This window comes from Mesorhizobium prunaredense, from assembly GCF_900156895.1.
Taxonomy (GTDB): Bacteria; Pseudomonadota; Alphaproteobacteria; order Rhizobiales; family Rhizobiaceae; genus Mesorhizobium; species Mesorhizobium prunaredense.
Window position 1 is genome coordinate 18,690 of sequence record NZ_FTPD01000020.1, and the last position, 16,129, is coordinate 34,818.

The following is a 16,129-nucleotide window of genomic DNA, read 5'->3' on the forward strand; positions in this document are numbered from 1 at the left end:
ATCGACGCGCTAAGGACAAGGGTGGCAGCCGCCGATCGCGTACGCCAGGAGCAATTGCGCAACGAGCTCGCGGCAGCCCGCACAGTTGACGCATTGCGGCGCATTGCGGGAGATACCCGCACGATGCTGCGCGAGTCCACCAACTATGTCTTTACGGAGATGCCCGCTGCTCATCTGGAGCGTCAGCGAGCCGGATGGGTGGCGCGCGATCTATCGCGAGCGCAGGCGCAAATTGAACAGCTTGAGGCCGAGGCCGCCGAGGATCGCGCCAAGGCCAAGGCTTCGCTGGCGCAAGCGACCGGAATGCTCGACGACGAACGCCGGAAGTCAGAGGACCTTCGTGGTGACCTCGCCGAAGTGAAACTGTCCAATGCCGCGCTCATGGAGCGCGCCGACGCGGCTGAGCAGGAACGGACCGATGCAGTCACAGCGAGAGAACGAGTGGAGCAGACCGCAGCCGAGACGGAGGGCGCGCTGGCTCGAGAACGCGCTGCAGCAGCGTCGATTCGTGAGGCGCTGAAAAAAGCTCGCCTCGAGCGCGACGCGGCTGAACAGGAACGAGCCAGAGCAGTCTCAGCGAGAAAGCGTGCCGAGCAGACTGCAACCGAGACAGCGCAGGCTTTGGCGTTAGAACGCGCTGCAGCAGTCTCGGCGCGTGAGGAGTTGAAAAAAGCTCGTCTCGAGCGCGACGTGGCTGAACAGGAACGAGCCAGAGCAGTCACAGCGAGAGAACGAGTGGAGCAGACTGCAACCGAGACGGCGCAGGCTCTGGCACGAGAACGCGCTGCGGCAGTCTCGACCCATGAGAACCTCGATAAAACTCGCCTCGAACGCGACGCCGCCCGAGCACTTTTGGTAGGGGTCGCCAGGCTGAAGGAGGCTCTGGACAAGCAACGTGAAGTCACTGTTTCTTTTGCCCGCGACCTGGCCGCCGCGCGCGCGGACAATGACAGGATCAGGGCTGAGCGTCGCAGCGCCCAGATTGAGCCGCCGCTGAAGCCGCGCGCTGGCCGCCCGGCAGGCGCTGCCGGCGGGTTGAAGGCCGTCAGCCAGAAGACTGCACGCAGCAAGGTTCGCAACCCGTCGCGGATTGCCCAGGTGCGTTCTCTCACACTTCCCTATCCCCTCAGGCCAAGACAAGCGACGTTGGAGTGACTTCCAAACGACTGCGCGGTCCTCCTGTTGAAGGCCCAGGGTCTTTGAGATCACTGCCTCACGTGTATTGCGAGAGTAGGCCAGGATGAATCGAATCACCCCATTCGAATTCATCCTGCTCTCGTCGGCGAGGAGTTCTGCGCGATACGCTATGTCAGCCCGATCACCCTGCCTGTCGCGTTCAATTCGCATTTGATCGGCGCCTGCCGCGTCTCCACGTTGCCTTGCCGTCCATAGTCGATCCTAACCTCAACGGGAGCCGAGATCGTATCCGGGCTCAACTGGCGTATGGAACCTGCGCTGCGGACGCGCACACTGGTCGCGCCAAACGGGGCGGCGGCCGACTCGATCGCATCATGGCAGGCGCGAACGACTTCATCCGGGACGCCCGGCAGCGCTTCGATTGGACTGAGCGTCGATGGACTGTTGCTGGCGCTGGGAGGCTGGAGTGTGGCCGGGAGGTCGAGCGACCGTCCGGCCCCTGCGGACCGGGCGACACTGACGGCAGTGGCGGCCGTAGTTGCCGCCACTGCCGCCGTTGCAGCGGTGCTGGTCCCATCGTCATCCACCGGTGACCTACTGCTGGAGCCGCTGGGCTCGCCGCCAGGTCCTTTGTGCGCGCCGCCTTTGGGGCCTTCACCGTGATGGCTGCCAGCGCTATTGCCTCCGCCACCATGGTTGCCACCGCTATTGCCTCCGCCGCGCTCGCCGCCGCCGGCAGCTCCTGCGCAAGCTACCGCGATCGAGCAAACGAATGCGAAACATGCCCAGCTGGATTCAGGGGATTGACGCACGACCACCTCCATAAAGTGCGTCGGTCGAACCGTCTTTCCGCGGCATGCAGTCAGGACGGCGCAACCGCCGCCGCCCCCAGGAAAAACTCGCGACTAAGGCGCCCACGGAGGGTAACTAGGGGATCAATCCGGTGTATCAAGGACGCGGTACGTGGTACGTCCGTCGTCCCGGTTGCTGGCGAGAGGGGAGGCCACGATCTGACCCCGTCGCTGACATTTTGAGGTGCAGCCTAAGAGAACTGCAAGCGTCTCTGCAACTAGGCGACTCGCCTCTTGAAGAGATCGTCTGCGAGGCGGGCCGCCTCGTCGGCGATTACCGGTATTGTCCCCGAGGCCGGCAAATAGAGGCCCGGAAGGATGCCCAAACCGTGCTCGTGAATGGGCTGGCCGGCATCATCGAGACGCCGGGGAGTTTGGATCCATCGGAAGTCGCCCAGGAAGCCGGTGCACCAAATCAGCGACGTGATGTCCCTCGCCACCCAGTCGAGAAGCTCGAACGCGGCGCGGAGGTCGCGGATGTCGGATGCGGTCACGGCGCATCGACCGTGCTCATGGCGCGTGCTTTCCCCAATTCGCGCTTCGTCGGCTTCGATTATCACGCCGCTTCGATCGAGCGCGCCCGAAAGGCCGCCGAGGAAGCCGGCGTCGGCGCCAATACGCGCTTCGAGGTCGCGGCCGCCAAGACCTATCCCGGCACTTATGACCTCGTCGCTTTCTTTGATTGCCTTCACGACATGGGCGATCCAGAGGGCGCCGCCGCCCATATCCGCGGGTCGCTCAAGCCGGATGGCACCTGGATGATCGTCGAGCCGTTCGCGCATGACCGTCTAGCGGCGAACCTCAATCCCGTCGGACGCGTCTATTATGCCGCTTCCACATTCGTGTGCACACCCGCCTCGCTGTCGCAGGAAGTCGGGCTTGGGCTTGGCGCCCAGGCCGGCGAGGCGGGATTGCGCAAGGTGGTGACCGCCGGCGGTTTCAAGCGATTCCGTCGCGCCGCGGAGACGCCGTTCAACATGGTGCTGGAGGCTCGCCCCTAGAGTGCGGACGCTACCTGGCGCTGCCGTCGCAAATGCATGTCGCGCAAAAGCGCGCGGCGCTTGTGAGACAACGTGCCGCTTGAAAAGGTGGAGCCGGCCCGGGGACGGGGCCGGCTCCTAAAACCCGGTCGTTGGGGACGGGGAGGGTGGGGCTCGACCGGGTTTTTGCGTTGCGTCCTTAGCGGACGCTGGCAACCGCGCCGGTGCGGCCGTCGTTGATCGTTACCCAAGCGCCCGAATTCTGGCTCGATTGGCGCTTCAGGTAGGTGTAGTCGGTATTGGTCCAGGACAGCACCCTGGTTTCGAGATTGTCGAGGATGAACTCTCCGAGGCTGGTGCGCACGGTCAGCACCGCGTGGCCGTCTCCGTTCGGCTGGCGCGCAACCGTCATCAGCAGGTCGCCGGCCGGAACGCCGATGTTCATCAACGCGCGGCGCTTTTCCAGCGCATAGTCCTCGCAGTCGCCGAATTCGCTGTTGGAATAGGACCAGACCTCTTCCTTGCCCCACAGTTCCATATCGGTGCGCGGCGCGATCCTGCTGTTGACCGAATTGTTGATGCTCACGATCTTCGCCCACAGCTTGCGGGTCAGCTCGATCGGCGCCTGCTTCGGCGTCCGCTGATTGCATTCCTGCGGAATCTTCTGGCAGAACTCGTAATGGCCGACCGGCTGTGTGGTGCGGCTGCCGGTGTGCATGAAGGCAGGTCCCGCTGCATACGCTGTTCCCCAGGCGGTAAGCTGCGTCGCCATTGCCAAGAGCAACAGCTTGCCCCTCGTCCTCTTCATCGTCCAGTCTCCCCGTTTGAGGAGACAATGACACGATTGGATTTATTCGACGCAAAGGCTCGAAGTAGACATTAAGTAAAACGCCCATAGAATAAACATAAAATTTGAATCATTTCAGTATAAAATTGTTGAGGCGTTCTCGCGGGGATCACATCGGCGCGGCGCCTTGGCGCGGCATCGGTGGCAGGCTGCGTTGACCGGCGCACCAACAAAAACCGGCCGAAATGGGCCGGTCGATTGCGGCAATGTGTGTTGTTTGTCAGGTGCCGGATGCGTTGAATTCGGAATCGAGGGTTTCCGGCCTCTGGATGACCGCGAACTCGATGGCGATGCCGTCCTCGAAATGGCGCACCACCTGGCCGCGCATGGTGCCCAGCATGACCTGGATGCCGATTGCCGGCTTGACGTCGATCTCGACCGCGGCGCCCGAAAGCGACAGGTCGATGATGCGGCACTGGTACTGGCGCCCGTCGCCGAGCTGAAGCACGCTGGTCGGATTGCGCGGCGCCACGCGTTCGTGGCGGCGGTCTTCCGGCAGATCGAGCTCGTGCTTGTTGGCAAGCCAGGTCAATTGCGCTGCAAGCTTGTCCTTCTTGCGTTCCGACGCGATGACCGTCATCGCGAAGCCGTCCTGCAAGATACGGGTGACGACGCCTTCGATGCGGCCGATGTGATCGATATAGGCGATGACTTTCTCGCCCGGCATGCCGATGCGCTCGGTGCGAAGCGCTACATTGCCCGGCGACATGTCGACCACCTGGCACGGATGTTCGGTGCGATCCTCCAGCATGAAGCGTCCATAGATCTTCACGCGGACGCGCTGAAAGTTGCGCCTTTCAGCTTGGGACGGTGCGGTGTCGACCGCCGCTGACCTCATGACTGCCTACACCCCGTTTGGCATTCCGCGCGTTGATGCGAGGAACTTCGTCGCAAAGCTACAGCGAAGTGGGTTAACAAAGGGGAAAGCCTGAGACCGCTACTTTAGGATTTTGGGCTACTTTAGGGTTTTGGATTATTCCCCGCGCCCGCCGTCGAATACGACCAGATGACGGATGCGGCGCGCGTGGCCGAGCGCCGAAATCGTCTGGGACGGATCGAGTTCCGACGGGACGAGCGAGGGAACGTCGATGGCCGGCCGGTTCTTGAGGAATTTCGGTTCGTTCTCCGGATCGACGACACGGATCGAATCGATCAGGGCGTCGGCGATCGGATCCGCGCCCAGCCAGAAGGGTTTTTCAGCGGCGCTTATCACGCCGAGGCAGCGCGGATTGTCGACGCCGCCGTCGAGCGGCAGGGCGAGCAGCTCGAACTTGCTGGAACGGTCGGTGCGGCTGAAACCTTCATAGGTGATGAGCACGACGGATTTCTGATCGAAGACGCCTTGGATCAGTTTCGAGATAAGCCGCTGGTCCTTCTCGCGCCACAGCGAGGGAAAGGAAAACCCCTTGAGTTCACGGCCATAGACCGCGCAAAGCCTGGTGCCGGCGAGCCGGAATACCGCTTCGCCGCGCGTATCCTTTTCCAGGATGAATGTGTCGGCCAGCAGCGACTTGATATCGGCCGGCTCGACTTCCGAACGCTTCGGGGCAGGGCGCCCGTCACGCAGCCGGTTCCAATAATGGAACAGCGTGATCGATCCGTTCTGGTTCATGTTATGCTGCTCCGCGCAATCTGTCGTCTGATGTCCCATCGGTGAACAGAAGGGCGCCCTCCGAGGACCTACATGCGTTGCGGAGCAGGATGCGTGCCAGCATCGTTAACACTTGTTCACGGGTCGGGGTCGTTAAGGTTAACAAGTGGTTTACGTTGCGCCCCACCCAGGCCCGTGGCACGTTAAAACCACTCCAGAAGCGGTCGTTTCGCAGCGATCGGCAGCATTTCAGTCAAGAGTTTGGGGGAGCATGGGGGCTCGACCAGCCGTTCAAGGGCAACCCTGGACGGCTTCTTTTTGATTCGCGCCAATTTTGATTCGCGCCATTTTGATTTGCGTGGGGCGATTCGCCCCTTTGTGAATCGGGTGACCGTGATCTACATGCTCGCCAAGTCGAATCCAGCGACTGAGTGCGAGCCATATGAACGAACCAGCAAGCCCCTCGGAAATCGAACAGGGCGAGGGCGAACCTGTCGGCCGTGAGTCGGAGCCGCGCCGCGAGCCGGTGTTCAACATGCCGCCCGTCGTGCTGACGCTGATCGGCATCTGCGTCGTCGTTCACCTGATCCGGTTCTACTGGCTCACCGAGGACCAGGATGTTTCCCTGCTGATCCGGACCGCCTTCATTCCGATCCGCTATTCCGGTCGCTTCGACCTCGATTTCTACGCGTTTTCGAGCCCCTTCACCTATGCCTTCCTGCATGGCGGCTTTGCTCATCTTGCCGTCAACATGGTGTGGCTGGCGGCTTTCGGCTCACCGCTGGCGAACCGCTTCGGCGCGCTTCGTTTCAGCCTGTTCTTCGCCGCGACGGGGCTGGCGGCGGTGGTGCTGTTCTGGGCCGTGCATCCGCTCGGCGAGGCGCCGCTGGTCGGCGCATCGGGGGCGATTTCCGGCATGATGGGGGCCGCCGCCCGCTTCGGCTTCCGCACCGACCGCTCGTCCGGCAAAGCCGCCTTCGCCGGCGCGCCGCTGCCGATGGCGGCGGTGTTCCGCTCGCGCGGCGTTGTGACTTTTCTTGCCATCTGGATGGTGATCAATCTCGCCACCGGCCTCGTTGCCTTCGCGCCCGGCATCGACAGCCAGATCGCCTGGGAGGCCCATATTGGCGGGTTCGTCGCCGGCTTCTTCGGCCTGCGGGCTTTCGATCGGCGGCAGCAGGCGGATGAGTTCAGGGCCTGAAGCATGTCGCCCAAAAGCATGCCCTCGGTCTTGAACCGAGGCAGCGCCGCGGTTTTGCGACAACGACATGCGATGCGCATTAAGGCGCCGCACTTGAAAACCAATCGATCGCGGCGCACGATGTCTGGCACTAGGGAAAGCCGGTCAGGGCAGGAACCGGCAAGGTAAACTGAGGAGGACGCCATGACTGTTAAGGCAATTCTCGAGCAGAAAGGCCACGACGTGCTGACGCTCGGGCCGAACGAAAAACTGAGCGAGGCCATTCGCATCCTGGCCGAGCACAGGATCGGTGCGCTGGTCATCACCAATGGCGATCACAAGATCGTCGGCATTCTTTCCGAGCGCGACGTCGTGCGGGTCCTCGCCAGGGAAGGGGCCGCCGCACTGGATATCGCGGTGCGTTCGGCGATGACCCCCAAGGTGAAGATCTGCAATGAGAACCACACCGTCAACGAGGTCATGGAGATCATGACCAGTGGCCGTTTCCGCCATCTGCCGGTGGAAAAGGACGGCCTGCTCGACGGCATCGTGTCGATAGGCGACGTGGTCAAGCGGCGCATCGAGGATGTCGAGCGCGAGGCCGCGGAGATCAGGGCCTATATCGCGACGGCGTGACGGCTTGTCTCTTCAGCCCGCGCTCTAGCGTAGGCCGCCCGCACGTTGCAGCCGTGCGATCAGGTCACGGTTGCGGCAATAATCCGGCGGATCGTCCGGTTGCTCGTTTTCGTCGAGCCAAACCGCGCATTCGTCCTGATGGCCGCACGAACGGCAGCGGTCGACGGCGCGACGGGTGACGGCTACTTGGTCGGGTACCGTTTTCAATTGCCGGTCGACGCCCAGCTTCTGCATCATGCGGCCCGTCAATTCGGTCCGGACGTCGACTGAAATCAAATAGTCGAAAAAACTCATGTCGGTCACTCCTGCCTCTTGGCGATCATGCCATAGTGGCAACCGACGACATTGATCTCGGTCAACAAGGGGTTCTCGATCAACAAGGGGAGTCTCTGTCAACAGGGGGACTCCCTTGCCAGTTCCGGCCGATTGATCTAGCGAACGGTTGATTTTGTCGGCCGACACCGCCAGACAATTTGAACAACAATTATCTGGATCGCCATGACCCTCATCGACACCCGCACGCCCGACGCCAAGCGCCTGATATCAGGCGCCACCGGCGACTGGGAGATCATCATCGGCCTCGAGGTTCATGCGCAGGTGACCTCGCAAGCAAAACTGTTCTCCGGCGCCTCGACGGCTTTCGGTGCGCCGCCAAACGCCAATGTCAGCCTCGTCGATGCGGCGATGCCGGGAATGCTGCCGGTCATCAACGAGGAATGCGTCAAGCAGGCGATCCGCACCGGCCTCGGGCTGAAGGCGGAGATCAACCACAAATCGGTCTTCGACCGCAAAAATTATTTTTATCCCGATCTGCCGCAGGGCTATCAGATCTCGCAGTTCAAGCAGCCGATCGTCGGCGAGGGCAAGGTGATCGTCTCCGTCGGCCCGGACCGGCAGGGCGAGTTCGAGGACATCGAGGTCGGCATCGAGCGCCTGCACCTGGAGCAGGATGCCGGCAAGTCGATGCACGACCAGCATGCAACCATGTCCTACGTCGACCTCAACCGCTCCGGCGTGGCGCTGATGGAGATCGTCTCCAAGCCAGACATGCGCTCCGCCGACGAGGCCAAGGCCTATGTCACCAAACTGCGCACCATCGTGCGCTATCTCGGCACTTGCGACGGCAATATGGACGAAGGCTCGCTGCGCGCCGACGTCAACGTTTCGGTGCGCCGGCCCGGCGGCGAATTCGGCACGCGCTGCGAGATCAAGAACGTCAACTCGATCCGCTTCATCGGCCAGGCCATCGACTACGAGGCGCGCCGCCAGATCGCCATCCTCGAGGACGGCGGCAAGATCGACCAGGAAACGCGGCTGTTCGACCCCACCAAGGGCGAGACGCGCTCGATGCGCTCCAAGGAAGAAGCGCACGACTACCGCTATTTCCCCGATCCCGACCTTCTGCCGCTGGAATTCGACCAGGCCTATGTCGATGCGCTGGCAAAGGACCTGCCTGAACTGCCCGACGCCAAGAAGGCGCGGCTGATCGCCTCGCTCGGCCTGTCGACCTACGACGCCTCGATCCTGGTGTCGGAAAAGGCGGTCGCCGACTATTTCGAGAAGGTGGCCGCTGGCCGCGACGGCAAGCTTGCCGCCAACTGGGTCATCAACGATCTGCTGGGTGCGTTGAACAGAGCCGGCAAGGGCATTGAAAATGCTCCGGTTTCGCCAGACCAGCTCGGCGCGGTCATTGACCTGATCAAAGAGGGCACGATCTCCGGCAAGATCGCCAAGGATCTGTTCGAGATCGTCTGGAACGAAGGCGGCGATCCGCGCCAGCTGGTCGAAAGCCGCGGTATGAAACAGGTCACCGATACCGGCGCCATCGAAAAGGCGGTCGATGAGGTGATTTCAGCCAATCCGGACAAGGTCGAGCAGGCGCGCGCCAAGCCGAGCATGGCCGGCTGGTTCGTCGGCCAGGTGATGAAGGCGACAGGCGGCAAGGCCAACCCGCAGGCGGTCAACGACCTCGTCAAGGCCAAGCTCGGGATCGAATAGGATGATGTTCGTGCGCACCGCCGGCGAGCGCGATCTTGCCGCGGTCCGGGCGCTGCTGGTCGAAACCTGGCACGCCACCTACGATAGTATTTATGGTGCTGCCAAAGTCACCGAGATAACAGATGAATGGCATTCGATCGCCTCGCTCAAGGCGCGGCGGATACGGCCGAACTCCGAATTCCTGGTCGCAGACGACGGCAAGCGCATCGGCGGGATGGCTTTCGCCGCGGCCACCACGGATGCGAAGATCGTCATGCTGAACCAGCTCTACGTGCATCCGGCCTGCCAGAGGCAAGGGATCGGCCAGGCGCTACTGGAAGAGGTCGAGGCCAGCTTTCCGGAGGCGCGGGTGCTGCGCGTCGAAGTGGAAGAGGCAAATGCTCCGGCCGTCGCCTTCTATCGCTCGAAAGGGTTTTTGCCCGCCACTGCTGACTGTGGCGGTGGCTCAGGGCTGCCGGCGCTGATTTTGGAAAAGGCGATCGGATAGATTTGCCTGGCCTGACAGGTGGCAGTCAGTTGCGTTCACGGGGCTGCGCCGGTCGGTTGCGGGCTGAATTGCGGAATCGCGGTCAGCAAAAAACACGCCCGCGGGTAGAATTCACCAGTGGCTAGCGCTGAGGCAAAAAAGCATGGTGCGACGCACAAAAATGTTGCAATGCACTGCAGATGCCGTAACGTCAGGGTCCTAGATGAACGAGACGGCTTTTCTACAAAGGTCGCCCGCCGCAAAGGATGGAAACTATGACCAAGACCGCTGATAAAACTGCTGAAAACGTCGAAACCGCAGAAGTCCCGACCGAGGTAACCGATCAGTTCCGTGCCGTCGCCGAAAAGGGCGTCGAGCAGTCGAAAGAAGCCTTATCGAAATTGGCGACCGGCGCCGAGGCGACCCAGAAGGCTTTCAAGTCATCCTTTGAAACAGCCAAGACCGCTAGCGATGAGCTGTCGCTGAAGACGATCGCCGCTTTGCGCGCAAATGTTGAGGCCAGCTTTTCTCACCTCGAAGCCCTGGTTGCCGTGAAATCGCCCTCCGAGTTCATCGAACTGCAGACTGCCTTCTTGCGCCAGCAGGTGGAAAAGACGGTCGAGCAGGGCAAGGAGCTTCAGGTGGCGGCGACGAAAGCCGCAGAAGACGTATCCAAGCCGATCAAGGATGTCTACGAGAAGGCGATGAAGGACCTCAAGGTCGCCTGATTGGCCTAATGCATGGTCGCGCAAAAGCACACCCTCGGGCTTGAACCGAGGGTGCGAAGCGGTTTTGCAATAACGACATGCATCAATGTAACAACTTGAAGCGGGTCGCATGAATCCATCCAAACGGCACGCGCTTCAGGCGGAGGGAACTTCCAAATTGTCGATCAGCCTGGTCTTGCCCAGCCAGGCGGCCGCGAGCAGGCGTCCGTCGCGGTCTGGCCGCCACGGCGTGAGCGTCAGGCTCTCGCGCGCCGCGACATAGTCGACTTTGTCGAAGCCAGCCTCGACCAGCGCGCGGCTGGCCTCGGCGGTCGCACTGCCTTCATCCGCGCCTGCCGCGAGTGCCGCCGCCGCCCGGCGCAAGATGGCGTTGAGCTGGCGCGCCACCGCAAGTTCGGCATCGCCGAGATAGGCGTTGCGTGACGACATGGCGAGCCCATGCGCGTCGCGTATTGTTGGCGCGCCGATGATGTCCACCGGCAGATCAAGATCGCTGCAGAGCTGCCTGACGACGCAAAGCTGCTGATAATCCTTTTCGCCAAAGACCGCGCAGTCGGGCGATGCCTGCAGGAAGAGCTTTGCCACGACCGTTGCGACGCCGTCGAAGAAGGTCGGCCGGAAATCCGATTCCAGCCCCGCGGCTGGCCCGCCGACCGAGATCCTGGTGGCGAAGCCGGCCGGGTACATCTGCGCCACACCAGGGGTGAAGGCAAGTTGCGCGCCGGCCACGGCCAGCCGATCGAGGTCGCGGCCGAGCTGGCGCGGATATTTGTCGAGATCTTCGCTCGGCGCGAACTGCGTCGGGTTGACGAAGATCGAGACAATGCAGCGATCGGCCTTCTCCAGCGCGATCCTGATCAGCGAGATATGGCCGTCATGCAGCGCACCCATGGTCGGCACCATGGCAAGGCTGAGGCCATCGCGACGCCAGTCGCGGATTTGCGCGCGAAGGGCGGCGACGCTGTCGACGACGAGAGGCCGGCTCATGCTTCGCCCCGGCTCATGGTTCGCTCTTGTCGGCTGCGGCCGAAAAAACGTGGCTCGGGCCGGGGAATGTCCGGCTGCGCACCTCCGCTGCATAGCTGGCTGCCGCCTGCGATACGACGCTGCGCAGGTCGGCATATTGCTTGACGAATTTCGGCACCCGGTCGACGGTCAGGCCGACCATGTCGTCGATGACCAGGATCTGGCCGTCGCAGTCGCCGCTGGCGCCGATGCCGATGGTTGGAATGGAAACGTGCCGGGTGAGGTCGGCGGCGACGGTCTCGACGGTGCCTTCTATGACCACCGAGAACGCGCCGGCCTTTTCGACCGCTTCGGCGTCGCGATAAAGCGCAGCCACATTCTCGTCGGTCCGGCCCTTGATCCTGTAGCCGCCGTCGCTTTCCACCGACTGCGGCTGCAAGCCGATATGTCCCATGACCGGAATGCCGGCAGCGACAATCGCCGCAATCTGTCGGGCAACCGTGACGCCGCCCTCCAGCTTGACGGCCTGGCAACCGGTTTCGCCGACGACCCGCCGCGCCGAGGCGACGGCTTGGCGCGGCGTTGCCTCATAGCTTCCGGCCGGCATGTCGACCACCACACAGGCCTTGGTTGACCCTCGCATCACCGCTTGTCCGTGGGCGATCATCATCTCCAGCGAGGCGCCCAGCGTGGTCTTGTGGCCATGGAGAACCATGGCCACGCTGTCGCCGACCAGAAGCAGGTCGACATGATCGTCGAGCAGGCGAGCGATGGGATAGGTATAGGCGGTGAGGCAGACGACCGGCTCGCCGCCCTTGCGCAGGCGAATGGAGCTGGCACTGATCCGCGGATCCGCGCCGGATGCGTCTGGGGCCATCTTTACCTCCCTCAACCGTCAATCAGGCTGGGTGCCTGCATGCGGCGCGCAGAGCTTTAGAAAGACGGCGCAGCCTTGGCAAGGCATGCCGCGACAAGAGGCGAAAGGCTTGCCACGGTGCGTCGGTTTTCCGACGGCCATTTGCACGGCTCATGCGGTAAAACCCTTGCCTTAGCGACGGCCTGACGCCATAAGCAGGAAACAGACGCCGCCGCTGCCGCCGCGAAGATTTGGGCCACGAGGATTGGGCCGTGAGATTTGGGCCACGAGGGTTTGGATGAAGACTTTCCTTCTGCAGTTTTTCACCTGGTGGAATAGCCAGACGCTGGGCACGCGCTTCCACACTTGGCGGCATGGCAAGAAAGTCGGGCAGGACGAGGCTGGCAACGTCTACTACGAGGGTGGTGTCGATTCGGAAGGCCGCACCCGCCGCTGGGTCATCTATCGCGACTATTCGGAAGCCTCGATGATTCCGCCCGGCTGGCATGGCTGGATGCATCACCGCGTCGATGTCCCGCCGCCGAGCGACACCTACAAGCCACGCGACTGGCAGAAGCCGCATCAGCCGAACCTCACCGGAAGTGCCGCGGCCTATCGCCCCAAGGGCTCCATACTCAGCAATCAGCACCGGCCGCAGGTGACCGGCGATTACGACGCCTGGACGCCGGGGTCGTAACCGCTCGCCAGGGGCGGATCGGTCCTTTATCGCCACAATTGGCGTTTAGCTGCTTGTCGATCTGACAGCAGCGACTAGCCTTGGGCGCGACAGAATCACCCCGGGCGCAAACCACCGGACCCTTGCATGAGCATTTTCAGCCGAATCTCGATAGGCGGACTGACGGTGGCCGCCACCGCTTTTGCGGCTTTTAGCATCGCCGCCGCTCAGACGCTGGAGGCGCCAGTGGACCCGGGGGCGCCGACGGAATTTGAGGCGCCAGTGGACCCGGATGCGCCAATGGAACCGGATGCGACAGTGGAACCGGATGCGACTGTGGAACCGGATGCGACAGTGGCGCCAGTGGCACCGGCGGCGCCACAACGCATTACCAATCCCGTCGCCGAATTCGCCGGCATCGACAAGATCACCGGCCGCATCATCACCTTCGATGTCTATATCGACGAGACGGTGCAGTTCGGCGCTTTGCAGGTAACGCCGCGCATCTGCTATTCGCAGCCGCAAACCGAAGAGCCGAAGACCGATTCTTTCGTCGAGGTCGACGAGATCACGCTGGATCGCAAGATCCGCCGGATCTTCACCGGCTGGATGTTTGCCGAAAGCCCCGGCCTCAACGCCGTCGAGCACGCGGTCTACGACGTCTGGCTGAAGGGCTGCAAGCAGAAGTCGGAGGTGCCGGCACCCGACCCCGCCAAAACCAATTAGAAGCCTGGGCTGCGGGATCGCCTGTTCGCAATCACATACTGAGCCTTCCGGAACCGCCTTATTCTCCGTGCGTTGGTCATGGCTGGCGTTACGGAGATGTTCCCATGATGGCCAACAAGAACGAACTCCTCGAACTCGAAAAAGGGTTCTGGACTGGCGACGCTGCCTATTTCAAAGCCCATGCCGACACCGAATGCCTGGTGGCTTTCCCACAGATGGCGCAAACGATGAGCAACGCCGATCTGGCCGAAACCGCGACGGACCCAAATCGCTGGCGCGATCTCGACATCGACCTCAAGGGCATCATCGAGCCGGGCAGCGACATTGTCATGCTGACCTATGAGGCCCATGCCACTCGCGAGAATGGCGAGCCTTATGCGGCGCTGGTCAGCACCGGCTATGTCCATCGCGTCAATGGCTGGAAGATGATGTTCCACGCGCAGACGCCTCTTGAGCCTGCCGCAAAAACCTGACCAAAAACCGACCTTTGGCGTAGATCATGGGAAAAAGACCGCCTCGCCCTTCAGCGCGTCGGCCAGCATCTTTTCGTATTTGCCCCTTGGCACGTCGACCGCGCCGAAGCGTTTGAGGTGCTCGGTGGTGAACTGCGTGTCGAGCAACGCGAAGTGTCGTTGCTTCAGGCGTTCGACCAGGTGCACCAGGCAGACCTTCGACGCGTCCGTTTCCCTGGCGAACATGCTTTCGCCGAAGAACACCCGGCCGAGAGACACGCCGTAGAGGCCGCCAACCAGCCGACCCTCGCGCCAGGCTTCGACCGAATGGCAATGGCCCATCCGATGGAGTTCGACATAGGCCTCGCGGATCGGCGCATTGATCCAGGTCGACCGGCGTTCCTCGCGCCTCTCGGCGCAGCCGTCGATGGTCGCCTCGAAATCAAAATCGAAACGGATATCGAACAGGTTTTTCCGGATCGCCTTTCTCAGGCTTTTGGGCGTGTGAAAACCATCCAGCGGGATGATGCCGCGCGTCTCCGGCCGCACCCAGAACACTTCGGGATCGGTGGCGCTTTCGGCCATCGGAAAGACGCCCGAGGCGTAGGCCTTGAGCAACAGGTCGGTCGGGATGCGATAGCCTGGCGCGTAGGGACGGGTCATCGCGCCATTATATTCTATAAGTTCACGTCCTAATCCTCATCGGCCAGATATTTTTCCAGCCAGTGGATGTCATACTCGCCATTGGCGATATCGGCATTGCCGACGAGATCGCGAAACAGCGGCAGCGTCGTCTTGATGCCGTCGACGACGAATTCGTCGAGCGCCCGCCGCAACCGCATCATGCATTCGACGCGATTGCGGCCGTGCACGATCAGCTTGCCGATCAAACTATCGTAGTAGGGCGGGATCTTGTAGCCGGAATAGACGCCGGAATCGACACGGATGCCGAGGCCGCCCGGCGTGTGGAAGTGGGTGATCGTGCCGGGCGAGGGGGTGAAGCTGCGCGGATCCTCGGCATTGATGCGGCATTCGATGGCGTGGCCCTGAAAGCGGATCTCTTCCTGGCGCACGGAAAGCCCGCCGCCCGAGGCGACGCGGATCTGCTCGTGCACGAGGTCGATGCCGGTGATTGCCTCCGTCACCGGATGCTCGACCTGCAGGCGCGTGTTCATCTCGATGAAATAGAACTCGCCGTTCTCATAGAGGAATTCGATGGTGCCGGCGCCGGAGTAGCCGAGATCGGCGATCGCCCTGGCACAGACGCCGCCGATATGCGCGCGCTCCTCGGCATTGAGCGCCGGCGAGGGCGCCTCTTCCCAAACCTTCTGGTGGCGGCGTTGCAGCGAACAGTCGCGTTCGCCGAAATGCACGCCGCGGCCGGCGCCGTCGCCGAACACCTGGACCTCGATGTGGCGCGGCTTCTCGAGATATTTTTCGATGTAGACGGCGTCGTCGCCGAAGGCGGCACCGGCCTCCGAGCGTGCCGTCTGCAGTGCGACCACAAGATCGGCTTCGCTGCGCGCCACCTTCATGCCGCGTCCGCCGCCGCCGGCCGACGCCTTGATGATCACGGGATAGCCGATCTCGGCGGCGATGCGTCTGGCTTCCTTTTCCTCGGTGACCGCTCCGTCGGAGCCGGGCACCACCGGAATGCCGAGGCGCTTTGCGGTGCGCTTGGCCTCGATCTTGTCGCCCATGATGCGGATGTGATCGCCGGACGGGCCGATGAAGGTGATGTTGTGAGCGGCGAGGATATCGGCGAATTTGGCATTCTCCGACAGGAATCCGTAGCCCGGATGCACTGCGTCGGCGCCGGTGATCTCGCACGCCGCGACGATCTGGTGGATGTTGAGATAGCTGTCGCGCGACGGCGGCGGGCCGATGCAGACGCTCTCGTCGGCGAGCCGCACATGCATGGCGTCGGCGTCGGCGGTGGAATGCACCACCACCGTCTGGATGCCGAGCTCCTTGCAGGCGCGCAGCACCCTCAGAGCGATTTCGCCGCGATTGGCGATGAGGATTTTCTGGAACATGTT

18 protein-coding genes and 1 pseudogene are annotated in these 16,129 nt (G+C 62.5%); 10 read left to right on the forward strand and 9 right to left on the reverse strand.

The features are described from left to right. Positions 1 to 21 precede the first annotated feature (21 nt). Positions 22 to 1,155, forward strand: a complete 1,134-nt coding sequence (locus BQ8794_RS15980; RefSeq protein WP_174654458.1) for a coiled-coil domain-containing protein — start codon at positions 22 to 24, stop codon at positions 1,153 to 1,155. Between the two features lie 1,051 nt (positions 1,156 to 2,206). Here BQ8794_RS15980 and BQ8794_RS35655 read toward each other — a convergent pair. Further along, entirely contained in the window at positions 2,207 to 2,482 is a 276-nt protein-coding gene (locus BQ8794_RS35655; RefSeq protein ID WP_167378758.1) for a hypothetical protein, read from the reverse strand. Here BQ8794_RS35655 and BQ8794_RS15990 point away from each other — a divergent pair. Beyond that, positions 2,435 to 2,989 (forward strand): annotated as a pseudogene (locus BQ8794_RS15990) (class I SAM-dependent methyltransferase); the annotation flags it as partial. The gene BQ8794_RS35655 and the pseudogene BQ8794_RS15990 sit on opposite strands and share 48 nt — an antisense overlap. 178 nt (positions 2,990 to 3,167) lie before the next feature. On the opposite strand, the gene BQ8794_RS15995 reads toward BQ8794_RS15990, so the two are convergent. The 3 genes from BQ8794_RS15995 to BQ8794_RS16005 form a co-directional block, all read right to left on the reverse strand. After that, complete coding sequence (locus tag BQ8794_RS15995) at positions 3,168 to 3,776, reverse strand: transglutaminase-like cysteine peptidase (protein WP_077379220.1); 609 nt, start codon at positions 3,774 to 3,776, stop codon at positions 3,168 to 3,170. Between the two features lie 259 nt (positions 3,777 to 4,035). Next, complete coding sequence (locus BQ8794_RS16000) at positions 4,036 to 4,653, reverse strand: PilZ domain-containing protein (protein WP_027154470.1); 618 nt, start codon at positions 4,651 to 4,653, stop codon at positions 4,036 to 4,038. A gap of 135 nt (positions 4,654 to 4,788) precedes the next feature. Beyond that, positions 4,789 to 5,427 (reverse strand): PAS domain-containing protein, encoded by a 639-nt coding sequence (locus BQ8794_RS16005; protein WP_077379222.1) that lies wholly within the window; start codon positions 5,425 to 5,427, stop codon positions 4,789 to 4,791. A 421-nt stretch (positions 5,428 to 5,848) separates the two neighbouring features. Between BQ8794_RS16005 and BQ8794_RS16010 the strand changes: the two genes are divergently transcribed. Then, entirely contained in the window at positions 5,849 to 6,607 is a 759-nt protein-coding gene (locus BQ8794_RS16010; RefSeq protein ID WP_077379224.1) for a rhomboid family intramembrane serine protease, read from the forward strand. Positions 6,608 to 6,790: 183 nt separating this feature from the next. Further along, a complete protein-coding gene (locus BQ8794_RS16015) occupies positions 6,791 to 7,222 on the forward strand; it encodes a CBS domain-containing protein (protein WP_023798170.1) in 432 nt (143 codons plus the stop codon). 24 nt (positions 7,223 to 7,246) lie between these two features. On the opposite strand, the gene BQ8794_RS16020 is transcribed toward BQ8794_RS16015, so the two are convergent. Then, the gene (locus BQ8794_RS16020) at positions 7,247 to 7,516 is read right to left on the reverse strand and encodes a DUF6455 family protein (RefSeq protein WP_077379312.1); all 270 of its coding nucleotides are present in this window, start codon (positions 7,514 to 7,516) and stop codon (positions 7,247 to 7,249) included. Between the two features lie 204 nt (positions 7,517 to 7,720). Between BQ8794_RS16020 and gatB the strand changes: the two genes are divergently transcribed. From gatB to BQ8794_RS16035, 3 genes are all read left to right on the forward strand, one after another. Next, entirely contained in the window at positions 7,721 to 9,220 is a 1,500-nt protein-coding gene (gene gatB, locus BQ8794_RS16025) for an Asp-tRNA(Asn)/Glu-tRNA(Gln) amidotransferase subunit GatB (protein ID WP_077379226.1), read from the forward strand. Positions 9,221 to 9,224: 4 nt separating this feature from the next. After that, positions 9,225 to 9,707, forward strand: coding sequence for a GNAT family N-acetyltransferase (locus BQ8794_RS16030; protein WP_077379314.1), 483 nt, complete (start codon positions 9,225 to 9,227; stop codon positions 9,705 to 9,707). A 254-nt stretch (positions 9,708 to 9,961) separates the two neighbouring features. After that, entirely contained in the window at positions 9,962 to 10,414 is a 453-nt protein-coding gene (locus tag BQ8794_RS16035) for a phasin (protein WP_077379228.1), read from the forward strand. Between the two features lie 135 nt (positions 10,415 to 10,549). Here the strand turns inward: BQ8794_RS16035 and panC are convergent, their stop codons facing one another. Both panC and panB read right to left on the reverse strand, forming a co-directional pair. Further along, positions 10,550 to 11,401, reverse strand: a complete 852-nt coding sequence (panC, locus tag BQ8794_RS16040) for a pantoate--beta-alanine ligase (RefSeq protein WP_077379230.1) — start codon at positions 11,399 to 11,401, stop codon at positions 10,550 to 10,552. A gap of 13 nt (positions 11,402 to 11,414) precedes the next feature. Further along, the gene (gene panB / locus BQ8794_RS16045; protein WP_077379232.1) at positions 11,415 to 12,257 is read right to left on the reverse strand and encodes a 3-methyl-2-oxobutanoate hydroxymethyltransferase; all 843 of its coding nucleotides are present in this window, start codon (positions 12,255 to 12,257) and stop codon (positions 11,415 to 11,417) included. 277 nt (positions 12,258 to 12,534) lie between these two features. Between panB and BQ8794_RS16050 the strand changes: the two genes are divergently transcribed. From BQ8794_RS16050 to BQ8794_RS16060, 3 genes are all read left to right on the forward strand, one after another. Next, entirely contained in the window at positions 12,535 to 12,933 is a 399-nt protein-coding gene (locus tag BQ8794_RS16050) for an NADH:ubiquinone oxidoreductase subunit NDUFA12 (protein WP_077379234.1), read from the forward strand. A 126-nt stretch (positions 12,934 to 13,059) separates the two neighbouring features. Then, positions 13,060 to 13,638 carry a DUF2155 domain-containing protein gene (locus BQ8794_RS16055; protein WP_425293541.1) on the forward strand — a complete coding sequence of 193 codons (579 nt, stop codon included), beginning with the start codon at positions 13,060 to 13,062 and terminating at the stop codon, positions 13,636 to 13,638. Positions 13,639 to 13,742: 104 nt separating this feature from the next. After that, positions 13,743 to 14,111, forward strand: a complete 369-nt coding sequence (locus tag BQ8794_RS16060) for a hypothetical protein (protein ID WP_077379236.1) — start codon at positions 13,743 to 13,745, stop codon at positions 14,109 to 14,111. Between the two features lie 24 nt (positions 14,112 to 14,135). On the opposite strand, the gene aat is transcribed toward BQ8794_RS16060, so the two are convergent. Together aat and accC are read right to left on the reverse strand one after the other, a co-directional pair. Beyond that, on the reverse strand, positions 14,136 to 14,753 hold the full coding sequence (aat, locus tag BQ8794_RS16065; protein WP_077379238.1) for a leucyl/phenylalanyl-tRNA--protein transferase: 618 nt from the start codon (positions 14,751 to 14,753) through the stop codon (positions 14,136 to 14,138). Positions 14,754 to 14,782: 29 nt separating this feature from the next. Further along, entirely contained in the window at positions 14,783 to 16,126 is a 1,344-nt protein-coding gene (gene accC / locus BQ8794_RS16070; protein ID WP_077379240.1) for an acetyl-CoA carboxylase biotin carboxylase subunit, read from the reverse strand. Positions 16,127 to 16,129: the final 3 nt, after the last annotated feature.